This window comes from Methylobacterium sp. 001424705, from assembly GCF_059816145.1.
The window spans coordinates 12,413-27,806 of record NZ_JCBANU010000039.1 but is presented as its reverse complement, the minus strand read 5'-3'; the positions used below and the strand labels follow the sequence as shown (position 1 = coordinate 27,806).

18 protein-coding genes are annotated in these 15,394 nt (G+C 74.3%); 12 read left to right on the top strand and 6 right to left on the bottom strand.

Features of this window, described 5'->3' with window-relative positions; all coding sequences use genetic code 11:
* Window positions 1-58: 58 nt before the first annotated feature.
* Window positions 59-673 (bottom strand): glutathione S-transferase family protein, encoded by a 615-nt coding sequence (locus tag AC6EUL_RS21445; RefSeq protein ID WP_056211931.1) that lies wholly within the window; start codon window positions 671-673, stop codon window positions 59-61.
* Window positions 674-822: 149 nt separating this feature from the next.
* On the opposite strand from AC6EUL_RS21445, the gene AC6EUL_RS21440 reads away from it, so the two are divergent.
* From AC6EUL_RS21440 to AC6EUL_RS21430, 3 genes are read left to right on the top strand one after another with little or no spacing between them, the layout of a single operon-like run.
* On the top strand, window positions 823-1,698 hold the full coding sequence (locus AC6EUL_RS21440; RefSeq protein ID WP_056496615.1) for a LysR family transcriptional regulator: 876 nt from the start codon (window positions 823-825) through the stop codon (window positions 1,696-1,698).
* A gap of 22 nt (window positions 1,699-1,720) precedes the next feature.
* Window positions 1,721-2,614, top strand: coding sequence for a phage/gene transfer agent baseplate hub protein (locus AC6EUL_RS21435; protein ID WP_499872571.1), 894 nt, complete (start codon window positions 1,721-1,723; stop codon window positions 2,612-2,614).
* A gap of 37 nt (window positions 2,615-2,651) precedes the next feature.
* The gene (locus tag AC6EUL_RS21430) at window positions 2,652-3,104 is read left to right on the top strand and encodes an NlpC/P60 family protein (protein WP_499872569.1); all 453 of its coding nucleotides are present in this window, start codon (window positions 2,652-2,654) and stop codon (window positions 3,102-3,104) included.
* Here the strand turns inward: AC6EUL_RS21430 and AC6EUL_RS21425 are convergent.
* A complete protein-coding gene (locus AC6EUL_RS21425; RefSeq protein ID WP_056211922.1) occupies window positions 3,101-3,475 on the bottom strand; it encodes a helix-turn-helix domain-containing protein in 375 nt (124 codons plus the stop codon). The two genes, AC6EUL_RS21430 and AC6EUL_RS21425, sit on opposite strands and share 4 nt — an antisense overlap.
* A 48-nt stretch (window positions 3,476-3,523) precedes the next feature.
* Window positions 3,524-3,778, bottom strand: a complete 255-nt coding sequence (locus AC6EUL_RS21420; protein ID WP_056212124.1) for a type II toxin-antitoxin system RelE family toxin — start codon at window positions 3,776-3,778, stop codon at window positions 3,524-3,526.
* Window positions 3,779-3,863: 85 nt separating this feature from the next.
* Between AC6EUL_RS21420 and AC6EUL_RS21415 the strand changes: the two genes are divergently transcribed.
* The gene (locus AC6EUL_RS21415) at window positions 3,864-7,757 is read left to right on the top strand and encodes a baseplate multidomain protein megatron (RefSeq protein ID WP_499872566.1); all 3,894 of its coding nucleotides are present in this window, start codon (window positions 3,864-3,866) and stop codon (window positions 7,755-7,757) included.
* 42 nt (window positions 7,758-7,799) lie between these two features.
* Window positions 7,800-9,317, top strand: a complete 1,518-nt coding sequence (locus tag AC6EUL_RS21410) for a DUF2793 domain-containing protein (RefSeq protein WP_499872564.1) — start codon at window positions 7,800-7,802, stop codon at window positions 9,315-9,317.
* A gap of 10 nt (window positions 9,318-9,327) precedes the next feature.
* Here the strand turns inward: AC6EUL_RS21410 and AC6EUL_RS21405 are convergent, their stop codons facing one another.
* Window positions 9,328-9,537 carry a hypothetical protein gene (locus AC6EUL_RS21405; RefSeq protein WP_056211916.1) on the bottom strand — a complete coding sequence of 70 codons (210 nt, stop codon included), beginning with the start codon at window positions 9,535-9,537 and terminating at the stop codon, window positions 9,328-9,330.
* A gap of 98 nt (window positions 9,538-9,635) precedes the next feature.
* Here AC6EUL_RS21405 and AC6EUL_RS21400 point away from each other — a divergent pair, with 98 nt between their 5' ends.
* The 6 genes from AC6EUL_RS21400 (at window position 9,636) to AC6EUL_RS21375 (ending at window position 12,827) form a co-directional block, all read left to right on the top strand.
* Window positions 9,636-10,331, top strand: a complete 696-nt coding sequence (locus AC6EUL_RS21400; RefSeq protein WP_499872561.1) for a lysozyme — start codon at window positions 9,636-9,638, stop codon at window positions 10,329-10,331.
* Between the two features lie 50 nt (window positions 10,332-10,381).
* On the top strand, window positions 10,382-10,963 hold the full coding sequence (locus AC6EUL_RS21395) for a hypothetical protein (RefSeq protein WP_082487334.1): 582 nt from the start codon (window positions 10,382-10,384) through the stop codon (window positions 10,961-10,963).
* Between the two features lie 45 nt (window positions 10,964-11,008).
* A complete protein-coding gene (locus tag AC6EUL_RS21390) occupies window positions 11,009-11,356 on the top strand; it encodes a hypothetical protein (protein ID WP_056277385.1) in 348 nt (115 codons plus the stop codon).
* Window positions 11,357-11,366: 10 nt separating this feature from the next.
* The gene (locus AC6EUL_RS21385; RefSeq protein ID WP_056382854.1) at window positions 11,367-11,576 is read left to right on the top strand and encodes a hypothetical protein; all 210 of its coding nucleotides are present in this window, start codon (window positions 11,367-11,369) and stop codon (window positions 11,574-11,576) included.
* A gap of 100 nt (window positions 11,577-11,676) precedes the next feature.
* On the top strand, window positions 11,677-12,048 hold the full coding sequence (locus AC6EUL_RS21380; protein ID WP_056211910.1) for a PepSY domain-containing protein: 372 nt from the start codon (window positions 11,677-11,679) through the stop codon (window positions 12,046-12,048).
* A 101-nt stretch (window positions 12,049-12,149) separates the two neighbouring features.
* Complete coding sequence (locus tag AC6EUL_RS21375) at window positions 12,150-12,827, top strand: response regulator transcription factor (RefSeq protein WP_056211908.1); 678 nt, start codon at window positions 12,150-12,152, stop codon at window positions 12,825-12,827.
* Between the two features lie 2 nt (window positions 12,828-12,829).
* Here AC6EUL_RS21375 and AC6EUL_RS21370 read toward each other — a convergent pair whose 3' ends face one another.
* Window positions 12,830-13,036, bottom strand: a complete 207-nt coding sequence (locus AC6EUL_RS21370) for a hypothetical protein (RefSeq protein ID WP_499872558.1) — start codon at window positions 13,034-13,036, stop codon at window positions 12,830-12,832.
* Entirely contained in the window at window positions 13,023-13,535 is a 513-nt protein-coding gene (locus tag AC6EUL_RS21365; protein WP_082501473.1) for a type II toxin-antitoxin system prevent-host-death family antitoxin, read from the bottom strand. Before AC6EUL_RS21365 ends, AC6EUL_RS21370 begins: the two co-directional genes overlap by 14 nt.
* Window positions 13,536-13,784: 249 nt before the next feature.
* Between AC6EUL_RS21365 and AC6EUL_RS21360 the strand changes: the two genes are divergently transcribed.
* Window positions 13,785-15,203 (top strand): ATP-binding protein, encoded by a 1,419-nt coding sequence (locus tag AC6EUL_RS21360; RefSeq protein WP_056211902.1) that lies wholly within the window; start codon window positions 13,785-13,787, stop codon window positions 15,201-15,203.
* The last annotated feature ends 191 nt before the right edge of the window (window positions 15,204-15,394 follow it).

Genomic DNA, 15,394 nt, shown 5'->3' with positions numbered 1-15,394 from the left:
GAGCGGGAGGGGCAGTCGGTGGGGGACATGGGCGTTCTCCTGACGGGAGGGATGGGACTCAGGCGGCGCGCAGGCCTGCCGGCGTCTGCGGGAAGGGCACGAAGCCCGGCAGCGCCTCGATGCGGGCGAGCCAGGCGCGGACGGCGCCGTAGGGGGCGAGGTCGACGTTCCCCTCCGGCGCGGCGGCGACGTAGCTGTAGAGCGCCACGTCCGCGAGGGTCGGGTGGTCGGCGGCGAGCCAGGGCCGCTCGGCGAGTTCGGCCTCGATGCGGCCGAGGATGGCGTGGGCCCGGGCGATGACCTCGGCCGCGTCGAAGGCGGCGCCGAAGACCGTGATCAGGCGGGCGGCCGCCGGCCCGAAGGCGATGGGCCCGGCCGCCACCGAGAGCCAGCGCTGGACCCGCGCCGCGCCGGCCGCGTCCTCCGGCAGCCAGTCGGTGCGGCCGAGGCGCTTGGCCAGGTAGACCAGGATGGCGTTGGAATCGGGGACGACCGTCTCGCCGTCCACGAGCACCGGCACCTGGCCGAAGGGATTCAGCCTCAGGAAGTCCGGCGTCCGGTGCTCGCCCTTCGCGAGATCGACCGCGACGATCTCGCAGGGCTGGCCGACCAAGGACAGGAACAGGCGGGCCCGGTGGGCGTGGCCGGACAGCGCGACGTGGAACAGCTTCATGGGAGGCCTCCTCGGGGACGGGGACAGAACCAGGGCCGGGGCACCGGCGACATCCGCATTCAAGACCAGGGGCCGGACGGGGAGAATGCGCTTTCCGCGCAAGCCACTGTTCCGCAGAATGGAACAATCGCGAGACGGCGGAGGACGGCATGGATCGGTGGCAGGCGATGCGGGTCTTCGTCCGGGTGGCGGAGGGCGGGGGCTTCGCCGAAGCGGCGCGCCAGCTCCACCTCAGCCCGCCGGCCGTGACCCGGGCGGTGGCAGCCCTCGAGGCGCGGATCGGGGCGCGGCTCCTGACCCGGACCACCCGCTCGGTGAAGCTCACCGAGGCGGGCGGGCGCTACCTGGAGGATTGCCGGCGCATCCTGGCGGAGATCGCGGAGGCGGAGGCCGCCGCGGCGGGCTCCTACGCCACGCCCTCCGGCACCCTGACGGTGACGGCGCCGGTGCAGTTCGGCCGCCTCTACGTGCTGCCGGTGATCACCGAATACCTGGCCCATCACGCCGCCGTCTCGGCGCAGGCCCTGTTCCTCGACCGGATCGTCAACATGATCGAGGAGGGTGCCGACGTGGGCGTCCGGATCGGCGCGCTTGCCGATTCCGGCCTCGCGGCGATCCGGGTCGGCACCGTCCGCCGGGTGCTCTGCGCCGCACCGGCCTACCTCGACCGGCACGGGACGCCCGGGACGGTGCGGGACCTGCGCGACCACGCCGTGATCGGCTCGGCCAGCACCGGCCCCGGGACCGTCGCCCTGCGGCCCCGGCTGACCTGCAACACCATCGACGCCGTCCTGGCGGCGGCGCTGGCCGGCCAGGGCCTCGCGCAGCTCCTGTCCTACCAGGTCGCCCCGGCCGTGGCGGAGGGGCGCCTGCGCCTCGTCCTCGACGATCCGGAGGCGGCGGCGATGCCGGTCCACGTCGTGAGCCCCGAGGGGCGGCGCGCACCCGCCAAGGTGCGGGCCTTCATCGATCTCGCGGTGGCGCGGCTCCGGGCCGACCCGCGGGTCAACCCGACCCGTTCCTGACATTCTTCGGGGCTTCCAGACCATGCGCGACCTGCCCCCCGACCTCGCCGCGCATCTCGCCGGCGGGGCGACCACGCTGTGCCATTGCTGGGCCCTGACCCGGCGCGACGGCGTCCGCCTCGGCTTCACCGACCACGACCGCGACCTCAGCTTCGGCGGCCTGACCTACGCCGCCCGCTCCGGGCTGGAGGCGGCCGAAGCCAGCGCCGAGCTCGGCTTCGCCATCGGCGGCGGCGAGGTCGCCGGGGCGCTCTCGGCGGTCGGGCTCACCGACGCCGACATCGCCGGCGGCCTCTACGACGCCGCCTCGGTGGAAACCTGGCTGGTGGACTGGCGCCGCCCCGAGACGCACCTGCTCCTCGAAATCGGCACGGTCGGCGAGGTGCGCCGGGCCGGCACCGCCTTCGTGGCCGAGTTGCGCGGGCTGATGGACCAGCTCGACGCCGAGCGCGGCCGGACCTACCGCGCCACCTGCGGGGCCGATCTCGGCGATGCCCGCTGCCGCGTGGACCTCACCGAGGCCCGCTTCGCCACCACCGGCACGGTGCTGGCGGCGCCGGAACCCGGCCGCCTCGCCGTCGCCCTGGCGGGAGATTTCGCGCCAGGGTGGTTCGTCGGGGGGCGCCTCGCCTGGATCGGCGACGGCCAGGCCGGACAGGAGGCCGAGATCCGCGACCAGGCCGGCGCGACGGGGACGATCCGCCTCGACCTCTGGCAGGCCCCGCCCCGCCCGGTGGCGCCGGGCGACCGCTTCCGCCTGACGGCGGGCTGCGACAAGCGCCTCGCCACCTGCCGCGACAAGTTCGCCAACGTGCCGAACTTCCAGGGCTTCCCGCACCTGCCGGGCAACGATTTCGTGCTGCGCCCCGCCCCCGGCGCCGGCCCGGGCCTCGACGGCGGCAGCCTGTTCCGGTGAGGCCGCCATGACATCCGAGACGATGACATTCGAGACGATGACATCCGAATCGATGACGCCCGAGAGGATCGTCACCCTGGCGCGGGCCTGGATCGGCACGCCCTATCGCCACCAGGCCTCCCTGAAGGGCGTCGGCTGCGACTGCCTCGGTCTGCTGCGCGGGGTCTGGCGCGAGGCCCTCGGCCCGGAGCCCGAGGCGGCCCCGCCCTACGCCGCGTCCTGGGCCGAATCCGCGCCGCCCGGCTGCGATCCCCTGGCGGACGCGGCCGCGCGCCACCTCCTGCCCGTCGACGGTCCGCCATTGGCCGGCGACGTCCTGCTGTTCCGCTTCCGCGCCCACCTGCCGGCCCGGCACTGCGCCCTCGCCACCGGCGCCGGCACGATGATCCACGCCCATGACGGCGCCGCCGTCACGGAGGTCGCCCTGACGGCCTGGTGGCGCCGCCACCTCGCCCAGGTCTTCCGCTTCCCGGGCGTGGGGGGCGGCTAACCGACGAGGTCGTCGATCGTGACGGACAGGACCTCGGCGATCCGGCGCAGGGTGTCCACGGTGCCCTCGCGCTTGCCGGTCTCGATCTGCGACAGGAACGGCTGGGCGATCCCGGCGGCCTCCGCCAGGGCGCGGGCGGTGAGGCCGCGGTGCTCGCGCCAGACGCGGATGCGGTTCTCCCCGCCAAGGATGCGGTCCACCATCCCGGAGGGCAGCAACTCCTCCTCGCCGGCGGCGAGCCGACGGCGGAATTCCTGGATCGCGAGGCGGTCGGCATTGTCCTCAGCCGCCTCGCTCAGGGCGCGAAAATCGGCTTCCGACAGGACGACGAGGCGCTCGCCGGCCGGGGTGACGATGGTCTGGGCGTTCATGGGCGAAGGTCCGTTCCGGCAGTGTCCGATGCGACGGGTTCGTCGGGGTCAGTCATAGGCGCTGCCCCGGGGGGCGACCCGGATCACGGCGAGGATCTCGCCCTGGTCCGTATAGAGGACCCGCCAGTCGCCGACCCGCAGGCGGAAGACCCCGGGTTCGCCCTTGAGGGCCTTCACGTTGTTGGCCTGGGCGGCCGGATCGGCCGCCAGCAGGGCGATCTTCGAGCGGATCATCGCCGAGACGTTGGCCGGCATCCGGCTCAGCGTCTTCAGGGCAGCCTTGCTGTAAGCGATCCGTTTCACCAACGAAAAATAGCACATCGCTATAATACCGCAAGGGCGAGTTGCCCCGAGATCTCAGACCTCGCCCCCGCTATCGGAGTCCGCCATGGCCACGCTGATCCTGCAAACCGCCGGGGCGGCGGCCGGTACGGCGCTGGGCGGGCCGATCGGCGGGATCATCGGCAGCGCCCTCGGGGCGGCGGCGGGCTCCGGCCTCGACGCCGCCCTGCTCGGGGGGCTCGCCGGCGGGCGCACGGTCGAGGGGCCACGCCTTTCCGACGTGGCGGGCCTCAGCTCCGGCGAGGGCGATCCCATCCCGCGGGTCTATGGCCGGGCCCGCATCGGCGGCACCCTGATCTGGGCGACCCGGCCCCTGGAGGTGGCGAGCCCCGCCGCCGCCGGCCCGGCCGGCGGCAAGGGCCTCGGCGGCGGCAAGGTCAAGCGGACGGCCTATGCCTACTTCGTCGACCTCGCCATCGGGCTCTGCGAGGGCCCGGTGGCGGGCCTCCGGCGGGTCTGGGCGGACGGGCGCGAGATCGACCTGACCACGGTCGCCCTCCGCCTGCACGTCGGCGACGGGGACCAGGCGCCGGACCCGCTCATCGTCGCCAAGGAGGGGGCGGCGAACGCCCCCGCCTATCGCGGCCTCGCCTACGTGGTGCTCGAGCGCCTCGCCCTGGCCGAGTTCGGCAACCGGATCCCGCAATTCGCCTTCGAGGTGCTGCGCCCCGTGGCAGGCCTCGCCGGGATGATCCGGGCGGTCTGCCTCATCCCCGGATCCACCGAGTTCGGCCTCGATCCGCTGCGCGTCACCGAGGAGGCGGGCTATGGCACGACCCGCCCGGCCAACCGGTTCCAGCTGCAGGCGGGCACCGACGTCACCGCCTCCCTCGACGCGCTCCAGGCGCTCTGCCCGCGGCTGGAGCGCGTCTCCGTGGTGGCGAGCTGGTTCGGGGACGACCTGCGCGCCGGACTCTGCACCCTCGCCCCCCGGGTCGATTCCGCCGCCAAGGTGACGAGCGGCGACGCCTGGTCGGTGGCGGGCCTGGGCCGCGACCAGGTGGCGCCCGTCTCGACCGGGCCCGAAGGCGGGCCGGCCTATGGCGGCACGCCCTCGGATGCGGGCCTGACCCGCCTCGTGGCCGACCTGCACCGGCGCGGCCTCGCGGTGGTGCTCTACCCCTTCGTGATGATGGACGTGCCGGCGGGCAACCGCCGGCCGGACCCGCGCGACCCGGCCGCCGCCAGCCAGCCGGCCTATCCCTGGCGCGGGCGCATCACCTGCGACCCCGCCCCCGGGCAGCCGGCGAGCCCGGACGGCACCGCCGCGGCCGGCACGCAGGTGGCGGCCTTCCTCGCGCAGTATCGCCCTTTCGTGCTGCATTACGCGACGCTCGCGGCCGCCTGGGCCGCCGCGGGGATTCCCCTCGCCGGTTTCATCCTGGGCAGCGAGTTCGTCGGCCTCACCCGGGTGCGGGCGGAGGCGGGGCGCTACCCCGCCGTGGAGGGCTTCCGCAGCCTGGCGACGGCCCTGCGCCAGCGCCTCGGCCCGGACGTCGCGCTCGTCTACGCCGCCGATTGGACCGAGTACGGCGCCGACGTGCGCGACGGCGGCGCCACGGTCCGCTTCCCCCTCGACGCCCTGTTCGCGGACCCGGCCATCGACGCGGTGGGGATCGACTACTACCCGCCCCTGACCGACTGGCGCGACGGGGACGCCCATGCCGACCTGGCGCTCGCCGATTCGATCTACGACCCGGCCTATCTCAAGGGGCGGCTCGGCGCCGGCGAGGCCTTCGACTGGTTCTATGCCGGTGCGGCCGACCGGGCGGCGCAGGTCCGCACGCCGATCACCGACGGGGCCGCCGCCAAGCCCTGGATCTTCCGGGCCAAGGACCTCGTGGGCTGGTGGGCGAACCCGCACATCGAGCGGGAGGACGGGCGCGAGACCCGGGCGACGGCGTGGGTGCCGCGGGGCAAGCCGATCTGGCTCACCGAGATCGGGGTGCCGGCGGTGGACAAGGGCACCAACGGCCCCAACGTCTTCCCCGACCCGAAATCCGCCGAGAACGCCAGCCCGCCCGCCTCGCGCGGCACCCGCGACGACCTGATCCAGGCGCGCGGCCTCGCGGCGATCCTGGGGCGGTTCGACCCCGACCTGCCCGGCTTCGAGGCCGCCCACAACCCGGTCTCGCCGGTCTATGGCGGGCCGATGGTGCCGGCGGAGGGGATCTTCGTCTGGTGCTGGGACGCCCGGCCCTACCCGGCCTTTCCCGACTTCGACACCGTCTGGGCGGATGCGGGCAACTGGCCGGTGGGCCACTGGATCACCGGGCGGATCGAGGGGCTGGAACTCGACCGGCTCATCGCCGCGATCCTGGCCGACCTCGGGATCACCGTGCCGGCCGCCATCACCGCCGACGCGACCCTCGACGGCTACGTCATCGACCGGCCGATGTCGGCCCGGGCGGCCCTGGAGCCCCTGGCGCAGCTCTACGGCCTCGACGTCTCCGCCGCGGCCGGCGCGCTGATCGTGCGCGGGCCGCGGCGGGAGGTGCCGCGGGCGATCGCGGCGGACGACCTCGTGGTCCTGCGCGACGCGGAGGCCCCCCTGGCCCGGGTCCGGGCCGAGGAGGCGGAGCTGCCGCGCTCCCTGGCGATCGGCTTCACCGACGGCGAGACCGCCGAGTACCGCCGGGCGAGCGCCGCCGCGACCCGGCCGACCGGCCGGCGCCGGCGCGAGACCCGGATGGAGGCCGCCGTGGTGACCCGGCGCGCCAGCGCCGAGGCCCTGGCGGAGGCCGCCCTCGACGCCGCCCTCGCGGCCCGCGACACCGCGCGCTTCACCCTGAGCCCGCGCCGGATCGACCTCGCGCCGGGCGATCTCCTGGCCCTGCCGGGGGAGCGGCTGCCGCACCGGATCCTGCGCATCGCCGACAGCCCGCGCGGGCGCGCCATCGAGACGCGGGGCGTCCCCCGTCACGGCCGGGCGCCGCGCGCGGGCGAACCGGCCGGACCGCGCCCGCGCCGGGCGGTGCCGGCCCTGGCCGGGCCGCCCTTCGCGGTCGCCCTCGACCTGCCGGCCGACCGCGGCACCCCGACCACCCTGCAGGCGCTGGCGGTGACGGCCGACCCCTGGCCCGGGCCGATGGCGATCTGGCGGGCGGAGGGCGAGGCCGCCCCGCTGGTGCCGCAGGGCTTCGTCGACCACCCCGCCTGCCTCGGCGAGACCCTGACGGCGCTGCCCCCCGGCCCGCTCTGGCGCTTCGACCGGGGCGCGGCCCTCACGGTCCGCCTGCGCCACGCCGGGGATCTCGACGCCATCGGCGAGGCGGCGGCCCTCGCGGGCGGCAACCTGTTCGCGGTGCGCAGCGCCGGGGACGGGGCGATCGAACTGATCGCAGCCGCCGTCGCCACGCTGGTGGGGCCAGGTACCTACCGGCTCACCGGGCTCCTGCGCGGGCTGGCCGGCAGCGAGGCGCAGGCCGGGCGCGCGGCCCCGGCCGGCAGCCTGATCGTGCGCCTCGACGGGGCGGTGGTGCCCCTGGTCGAGCGCCTCGACGAGGCCGGCCGCCCGTTCCGCTACCGGCTCGGCCCGGCGGCGCGCGATCCGGCCGATCCGGCCACCGTCGCGCTGCGCGCCACGGCGGGCCTCACCGCCCTTAAGCCCCTGCGCCCCGTCCATCTCCGGGCACGGCGGGCGCCGGGGGGCGTGCGCCTCGCCTGGATCCGGAGGGCCCGGCGCGACGGGGATTCCTGGGACGCCGTCGAGGTCCCGCTGGAGGAGCCCGAGGCCTACCGGGTCACGATCTACGCCGCCGCGGGCCACCCCCTCCGGACCCTGAGCGCGGACCGGTCGGACCTCCTCTACGCCGCGGCGGACGAGGCGGCGGATTTCGGCACGCCCCAGGACCGCCTCGACGTGGCGGTGGCGCAGGTCGGCGCGGCGGCCGGACCCGGCCCCGAGACCCGGGCGCGGGTGCCGGTGGAGCCCGCCTGAACCCGCGATTCAACCCAGTCCCGAGACACCCGGAGCCCGACGATGCCCGAGACCACCCCGATTCTGGCGCTGCCGCTGATCGCGGCCGGCCAGGCCCAGAAGCACGTCACTCACAACGAGGCCCTGATCCAGCTCGACGCGGTGGTTCAGCTCGCCTGCCGCGACAAGGACCTCGCCGCGCCGCCGGCCGCCCCCGCCGAGGGCGACCGCTACCTCGTGCTGAGCCCCGCCCCCACCGGGGCCTGGGCGGGGCTGTCCGGCCAGGTCGCCCAGTTCCAGGACGGGCGCTGGCAGGGCCTCGCGCCGAAACCCGGCTGGCTCGCCTGGATCCTCGACGAGGACGAGCTCTACATCTTCACGGCCGCCGGATGGGTCAGGTTCCGCAGCACCCTCCGACAGCTCCAGACCCTGACGCGCCTTGGCCTCGGCACCACCGCGGACGCCGCCAACCCCTTCGCGGCCAAGCTGAACACCGCCCTCTGGACCGCCCTGACGGCGGCCGAGGGGGGCACCGGCGACCTGCGCTGCACCCTCAACAAGCAGGCGCCCGGCAACGTCCTCTCCCTGCTGTTCCAGAGCGCCTTCACGGGACGGGCCGAGATCGGGCTGTCGGGCAGCGACGATCTCACGATCAAGGTCGCGCCCGACACCGGGGGGTTCCGGGAAGCCCTGCGGATCGACCGGGCGACGGGCCGGGTCGACGTCGCCGGGCCGGCGCCCGCCCCTCTCCTCGGAGCGCCAGCCCTCCGCCTGACCCAGGACCTCGCCACGGATGGCAGCCTGCTGGCCGGCGGCCTGACGATGCAGGCGTCGAGCGGGGGCCTCGCCTGGACCGTCGCCGGCCTGGCCGGAACGGGCGGAACGGGCGGAACGGCGGGCGGCTTTCCGGGGGGCCTCGCGGTCTTCGTCAAGCCGGCGGACGGAGCCCGCCCCGGCGCCCTGCGCGAGGCGGCGCGCTTCGGGCCGGAGGGCAATCTCGGCCTCGGCACCAGCGCCCCCCTGACGACGCGGCTCGGGGTCGCCGGCATCATCGCCCACGCCGCCGACAACACCTGGAGCCTCGGCACGCCGGCGCTGCGCGCCTCGGTGCTCTATGCCGGGACCGGAGCGATCAGCACGTCCGATGCCCGCGAGAAGACGCCGGTCGCCCCCCTCTCGGAGGCCGAGATCGCCGCCGGCCGCGCGCTGGCCCGGGAGATCGGCACCTTCCGGTTCCATGACGCCGTGGCGCGGAAGGGGGACGGGGCCCGGCGCCACGTCGGCCTCACCGTCCAGCGGGCCGTCGCGATCCTGGAGGCCGAGGGCCTCGATCCCTTCGCCTACGGCTTCGTCTGCCGCGATTCCTGGCCGGCGGTCGCCCCGCAGGAGGCCGTCCCGGCCACGGAGGCCGTGCGCGACGCGGACGGCGCCACGATCGCGCCGGCGGTCCCGGCACGGGCGGCCTGTCCCGGGCGCGCGGCCGGCGAGCGCTACGGCTTCCGCACCGACCAGCTGCTGCTGTTCCTCGCCCGCGGCTTCGAGGCGCGGCTCACCGCCCTGGAGGCGGCCGCCGGTCCCTGATCCGCGCGGGTCAGCGCAGGTATCCCGCCGCCCGCAGGTCGGCCTCGACCGCCTCGCACAGGGCCGCCAGCGGGTTGTCGTTCCGGGCGGCGGGCGGCTCGACCGGCCGCATGGGCGGGAACGCGAGGTCGGGCGGCCGCGCCGACCCCTCACGGGCGATGTCGCCGGTCTCAGTCTCGGTCTCGCGTCGCAAGGCCGTCGAGATGAGCTTTCGCAGCATGTCCGCCCCCGACCCCGCGGTCCTTCCAAGTATCGCGTCAGTTATCGCGTCGCGTATCGCGCAAGTCTAGCTGCCACGCCATCAAGCGGAGACAGGCCATGAACCTCAGTGCCATCGGCGAAGCCGTGCTCATCGCGCGCGAAGGGCGCCGCCTCACCGCCTATCGCGACAGCGTCGGGATCTGGACCATCGGCATCGGCCACACCGCGGCGGCCGGGCCGCCCCTGGTGACGCCGGGCCTGCGCCTGACCGCGGCCGCCTGCGACGCCCTCTTCCGGCGCGACGTCGCCCGCTACGTCCGGGCGGTAGACGATGCCATCCAGGACGCCTTGCCCGAAGCCTTGCCCGACGCCCTGCCCGACCACGCCTTCGACGCCCTGGTCTCGCTCTGCTTCAACATCGGCCCGTCGGCCTTCGCGCGTTCCACCGTCGTCCGGCGCCTGAAGGCCGGCGACCGCGACGGCGCCGCGGCGGCGATCCTGCTCTGGAACCGCCCGGCCGCGCTGATCCCGCGGCGCGGCGCCGAGCACGACCAGTTCCTGACGCCCTACGACCGCGCCCTGCCGCGGGCGCGCCGGAGCGACGCGGCGCCGGTTCCCGCGCCAAGTGCCCTGACCCCGTCCCTGCAGCTTCCCCTGACCCCGCCCCTGCCCGTGCAGCGCCGGACGGTGCCGCGCATCCCGCCGCTGCCGCGCCGCGGCCTCGAGCCGGCCCCCGATCCGGCGCCCGGGCGGCCCGTCGCCCTGGTCCGCCTGTGGGCGACCCTCCGCAAACGCCTGCGCGGCGGCCCCTGAGGGCCGGCCCCTCCGCCTTCGCTTCGATGTCCCCACCGATGGAGTCCGCGATGATCCGATTCGTCCCCGTTCCCTCGCGCGCCCGCCCCTTGCGCGCCCGCCCCTTCGCCGCCCCCTTCGCCGCCGGCGTCGGCCTCGCCCTCTTGGCGGTCGCAGCGGCCTCGGTCGCGGGGGCTTCGGCGGCCCCTTCGGCCGCACCGGCGACCGCCGCCGTGACCGTCCCCTGGGGCGACGCCCTCGCGGCGGCAATCCAGGGCATCGGGAGCGTGGTGGTGCCCCTCGCGGTCACCGCCCTGACGGCGGCCCTGGCGCGGATCGCCGGGCCCGTGCGGGTCCTGATCACGGCCAGCCTGGTGGAGCGTCTGGTGCGCAATGTCGGCGCCTACGCGGTCAACGCGGTGGCGGGGGCGGCGCAAGGCCGCACGCTGACGGTCCCGATGGGATCGCTGGTGATCGCGGGTGCGGTCCAGCGCGGCCTCGACGCGGCTCCGGGCTGGCTCATCCGGGCCGCAGGCGGCGTCGACGGCCTCGGCGAGAAGGTGTTTCGCAGCCTGCCCCTGGCGGAGGAGGCCACGGTCGCCAACACGCTTCTGCCCGCGCTCCGGGCGGCGCGGGCGCACCGCCCGGCCTGACGGACGGGGTCCGCGGGCGGGGGGAATCTCACGAGGGAGGGGGCCTTGCAGAAGATCGCCCTGGAGGCCGCGCACCTGCTCGTCTCGCAGGAGGGCGCGGGATGGATCGTCGCCGTCCTCCTCGGCCTCGCCTGCTTCCATCTCCACCGGGACTCGGTGCGCGCCCAGGAGGCGCGCCTCGGGGATACCGGCGCCACCGCCACCGCCCTCGAGCGGGCCTCGCAGAGCCATGCCGCCGTGGCGGCCGCCTTGGAGAGCCGGACCCGGGTGCTGGACGACCTCGCCCGCGTGATCGCCGAGCTCGCGCGCAGCGTCGAGCGCAACGACGAGCGGGCGCGGGAGAAGCTGGACGACATCCTGCGCCGGCTCGCCGAGATCCGGCCGCGCCCCTGAGGACACCGCCATGGACCGCCTCGCCCTCCTGCTGAATCGCCGCCGCGACCGCCGCCGGGTGGCGGCCCTGCGCCTGCACGCCGCCCGGACGGGGTTCGACCGCTCGTCCCAGGCCCTGCGGCGGGCCGCCCTCGCGCATATCGACGGCCAGGCCCTGGTCGGAGCGACGCTCCGGGCGACCCTCGCGCGCCTCGCCGCCCAGGCCCCCGGGCCGGCCTGAGCCGCGAGCCCCCGGGAGCCCGGCGGGAACCGAATGGCCGAGGTTGGGCTTGGGTCGGCATTCAGGGCACATTCAGTGCATCCTTCCTAAACGTCATCGCATGCGCATCCTCCTCGCCCTGGTGTTGATCGGACTGACCGTCGCGGGCTTCGCGACGGGTTCGATCGACACGTTCGCGGAGGAGACGACGACGGGCACCAGCGCGGTCTCGGCGCCCTTGATCGCGATGCCCCGCAGCGAAACCTGTCTCAGTCCGGCGGACCTGCGCGAGGCCGTCGCCGAGAAGCGGGTGATCGCCCCGGTGGCCGCCATCCGCGCCGCCCGCCAGGTGATTCCCCGCGCGGAGATCCAGCGGGCCCGCCTGTGCCGGAGCGACGACACCCTCGTCTACCTGCTCACGGCCCTGCGCCGGGACGGCCAGTTCGTCCACGTCGTCGTCGATGCCACCACCGGGCAGGTCAGCGGACCGTGAAGGCTTTCGGCCGGAAGCCGTTTCGCGCCGGCGCGGAGACGTCTAACGTGCGCGCCGCGCCGACCCGCGGGTCCGGGCCATCATCGTAGGAGTTCGGGACCGTGCGGTTGCTCGTCGTGGAGGATGACCGGGACATCAACCGGCAGGTGGTGAACGCCCTCGAGGAGGCCGGCTACGTCGCCGACAAGGCCTTCGACGGCGAGGAGGGGGGCTATCTCGGCGAGAGCGAGCCCTACGACGCCATCATCCTCGACATGGGCCTGCCCAAGACCGACGGCGTCAGCGTTCTGCAGAAGTGGCGCCGGGCCGGCATCAAGACCCCGGTCATCATCCTCACCGCCCGCGACCGCTGGTCCGACAAGGTCGACGGCTTCGATGCCGGGGCCGACGACTACGTCACGAAGCCCTTCCACATGGAGGAGCTGATGGCGCGCGTGCGTGCTCTGCTGCGCCGCGCGGCCGGCCACGCCACCAGCCAGATCGCCTGCGGTCCGGTGGTGCTCGACACCCGCTCGGGCCGCGTCTTCGTGGACGGCAACCCGGTCAAGCTGACCAGCCACGAATACCGCCTGCTCTCCTACCTGATGCATCACACCGGCCGGGTGGTCTCGCGGGCCGAACTGACCGAACACCTCTACGACCAGGATTTCGACCGCGATTCCAACACCATCGAGGTCTTCGTCGGCCGCCTGCGCAAGAAGCTCGCCGTCGACCTGATCCAGACCGTGCGGGGCCTCGGCTATCTCGTCGACCCGAACCAGCCCGCGCCGCGGGTGTGATCTCAACGACGCGGACTCACCGCGAGCCGCCTCGCCCGGATCAGGGTCTGCATGTGCGCGAGCACGAGGGCGCAGAAGCGCCGCGGCACGGTTCCGTAGATCACGCTCGCCGGGTCGTGGTCGGGAATGGACCGTAAGTCCGGGCCCGGCCAAACGAAATCGTTGCCCGCGGACACGATGAGCCACTGTCGCCGGTCATCGAGGCCCACGCTTTTGCAAACCTCCGCGGGAATTTACAGGCCGACGGTTCGGCCCTCGGGCTCCCGATGGGTGATCGGAACCACGATGCAGCTTCCGTCCGTGGGTTTGCGTGCGATGACCAGGACGGCGGGTCGGTCCTTCCGCGCCGATTCCAAACCCTCGCGACTCTCGTCCGACCAGAGGAACGCGTACCGGATCACGGTCCCGGGCGATCGGCGGCTCGCCCGGGACCATGGTCGGAGACCTGCGCTCATCCGTGTCCGTCAGGCCTTTCGGGACCTCGGCGCTCAGGATCGCGTCGGCGATGTCGTCCGGGATGTCGTCGATCGTGAACGAACGCCGGTCGCGTTCGCGCAGGCGGATGAATTCGTCATAGGCCACGAGGACCGTCTTCGGGCGCCCGTTCTTGCTGATCACGACCGGGTTACGGATCGCCTCGTCCTGATAGAATCCTGCGCGCTTGGCGAAGTCGGTGGCATCCGTATCGATCAGTTTGAACAGGTTCATGCCGATCCAAGCCTCGACAACAAGCGGAGACAGATCCGTATAATCCGTATTCTGCGGATTATACGGATCGAGTCATGGTGAGACACGGGCCTGCGCCCAGGCTAGAATGGGCGTGCCGGTCAAGCCGGAGTCGATCGAAATCTCAGGCGACCACCCCAAGACCCGTGCGATCGGCGGCGGCACATCCTCGGCCGTCGCGTTGATTTTCGGCTGCAACGCAGATCGGCTGCAACCCAGACTTTGGCCAGCATGATTCCCTCCCCCTCCTGGCTCCCGATGCGCCGCCGCTCGATCGCGGTGCGCCTCGCCACCTCGGCGCTGCTGGCGAGTTCGGCGATCCTGCTCATCGCCGCCTGGATCCTCACGACCCTGTACCGCGAGAACACCGAGCGCGCCTTCGACAGCCGCCTGCTGGTCTACGCCAACAACCTCGCCACCGACCTCGTCTCGCCCAACGACCCCGAGAGCCGGTCCTTCACCCTGAGCGATCCGCGCTTCGACCTGCCCCTGTCGGGCTGGTACTGGCAGATCGGCCGGCCCGACGCGAAGCCGCGCGACCTGCGCACCTCGCGCTCCCTGGTGGGCGTGCCCCTGAAGGCTGCCGCCACCCCCGACAGCAAGGCGGGCATCGGCCAGATCCGCCAGGGCTACGGCCGGGCCCAGGACGAGCGCCGCCTGCGCATCATCGAGCGCGACGTCGATCTCGGCGAGGAGGGCCGCTACACCGTGCGGGTGGCCGGCCCCGCCGACGAGATCGAGAACGACGTCGACCGCTTCCGCTTCTCGCTGATGGTCACCTTCGGGCTCCTCGGCCTGTCGCTCGCCCTGACGACCCTGCTGCAGATCCGCTTCGGCCTCGCGCCGCTCGCCAAGCTGCGCACGGCGCTGGGCGCCATCCGGCGGGGCGAATCGGACCGCATCACCGGCGAGTATCCGCGCGACATCGCCCCCCTGGCGGGCGAGGTGAACCTTCTCATCGAGACCAACCGGGAGATCCTGGAGCGGGCGCGGACGCAGGTCGGCAACCTCGCGCACGCCCTGAAGACCCCGCTCTCGATCATCGTCAACGAGGTCGGCGCCGCCGATGCGCCCGACGACCTCGCGGCCAAGATCCGCGAGCAGGCCGCGGTGATGCGCGACCAGGTGAACTACCACCTCGACCGCGCCCGGGCCGCGGCGCTCGCCGGCACCCTCGGCACCTCCACGGAGGTCGAGCCGGCGCTGGCCGGCCTCGTGCGCACCTTCGGCAAGATCTATCGCGACAAGGACATCGCCTACGAGGTCCACGTGCCGGCCGGCCTGCGCTTCCGGGGCGAGCGCCAGGACTTCGAGGAGATGATCGGCAACCTCGTCGACAACGCCTCGAAATGGGCCCACGGCCGCGTGGCGATCCGCGCCGAGGCGGTGGGCAAGAACGATTATCCCCACCTTCTCGTGGCGATCGAGGATGACGGCCCGGGCCTCGCCCCGGAGGACCGGGCGGACGTGCTCGGGCGCGGCCGCCGACTCGACGAGACCAAGCCCGGCTCCGGGCTCGGCCTCTCGATCGTGGCCGATCTCGCGGCCCTCTATCGCGGCCGCTTCCGCCTGGAGGAGGCGACGCTGGGCGGCCTGCGGGCGGTGATCGAGGTGCCGGGCGATGCGCCGGCCGGCGTGGCCCCGCACTGAGCCGCGGGCCCGCGGAGGGCCGCGCACCGGCGTGAGGGCCGCCGATCCCCGGCCGGGATCCCGGGACCCGGTTTCCCCGCAAGCCGTCATGCTCTAGGGTTGCGTCCTCCCCCCGACGTGCTGCGCGTGACACCGTGTCGCCCGAGGCCTGCATCGTGCCGGCGGGGGCCCGCGTCTACATGCAAGCGGGG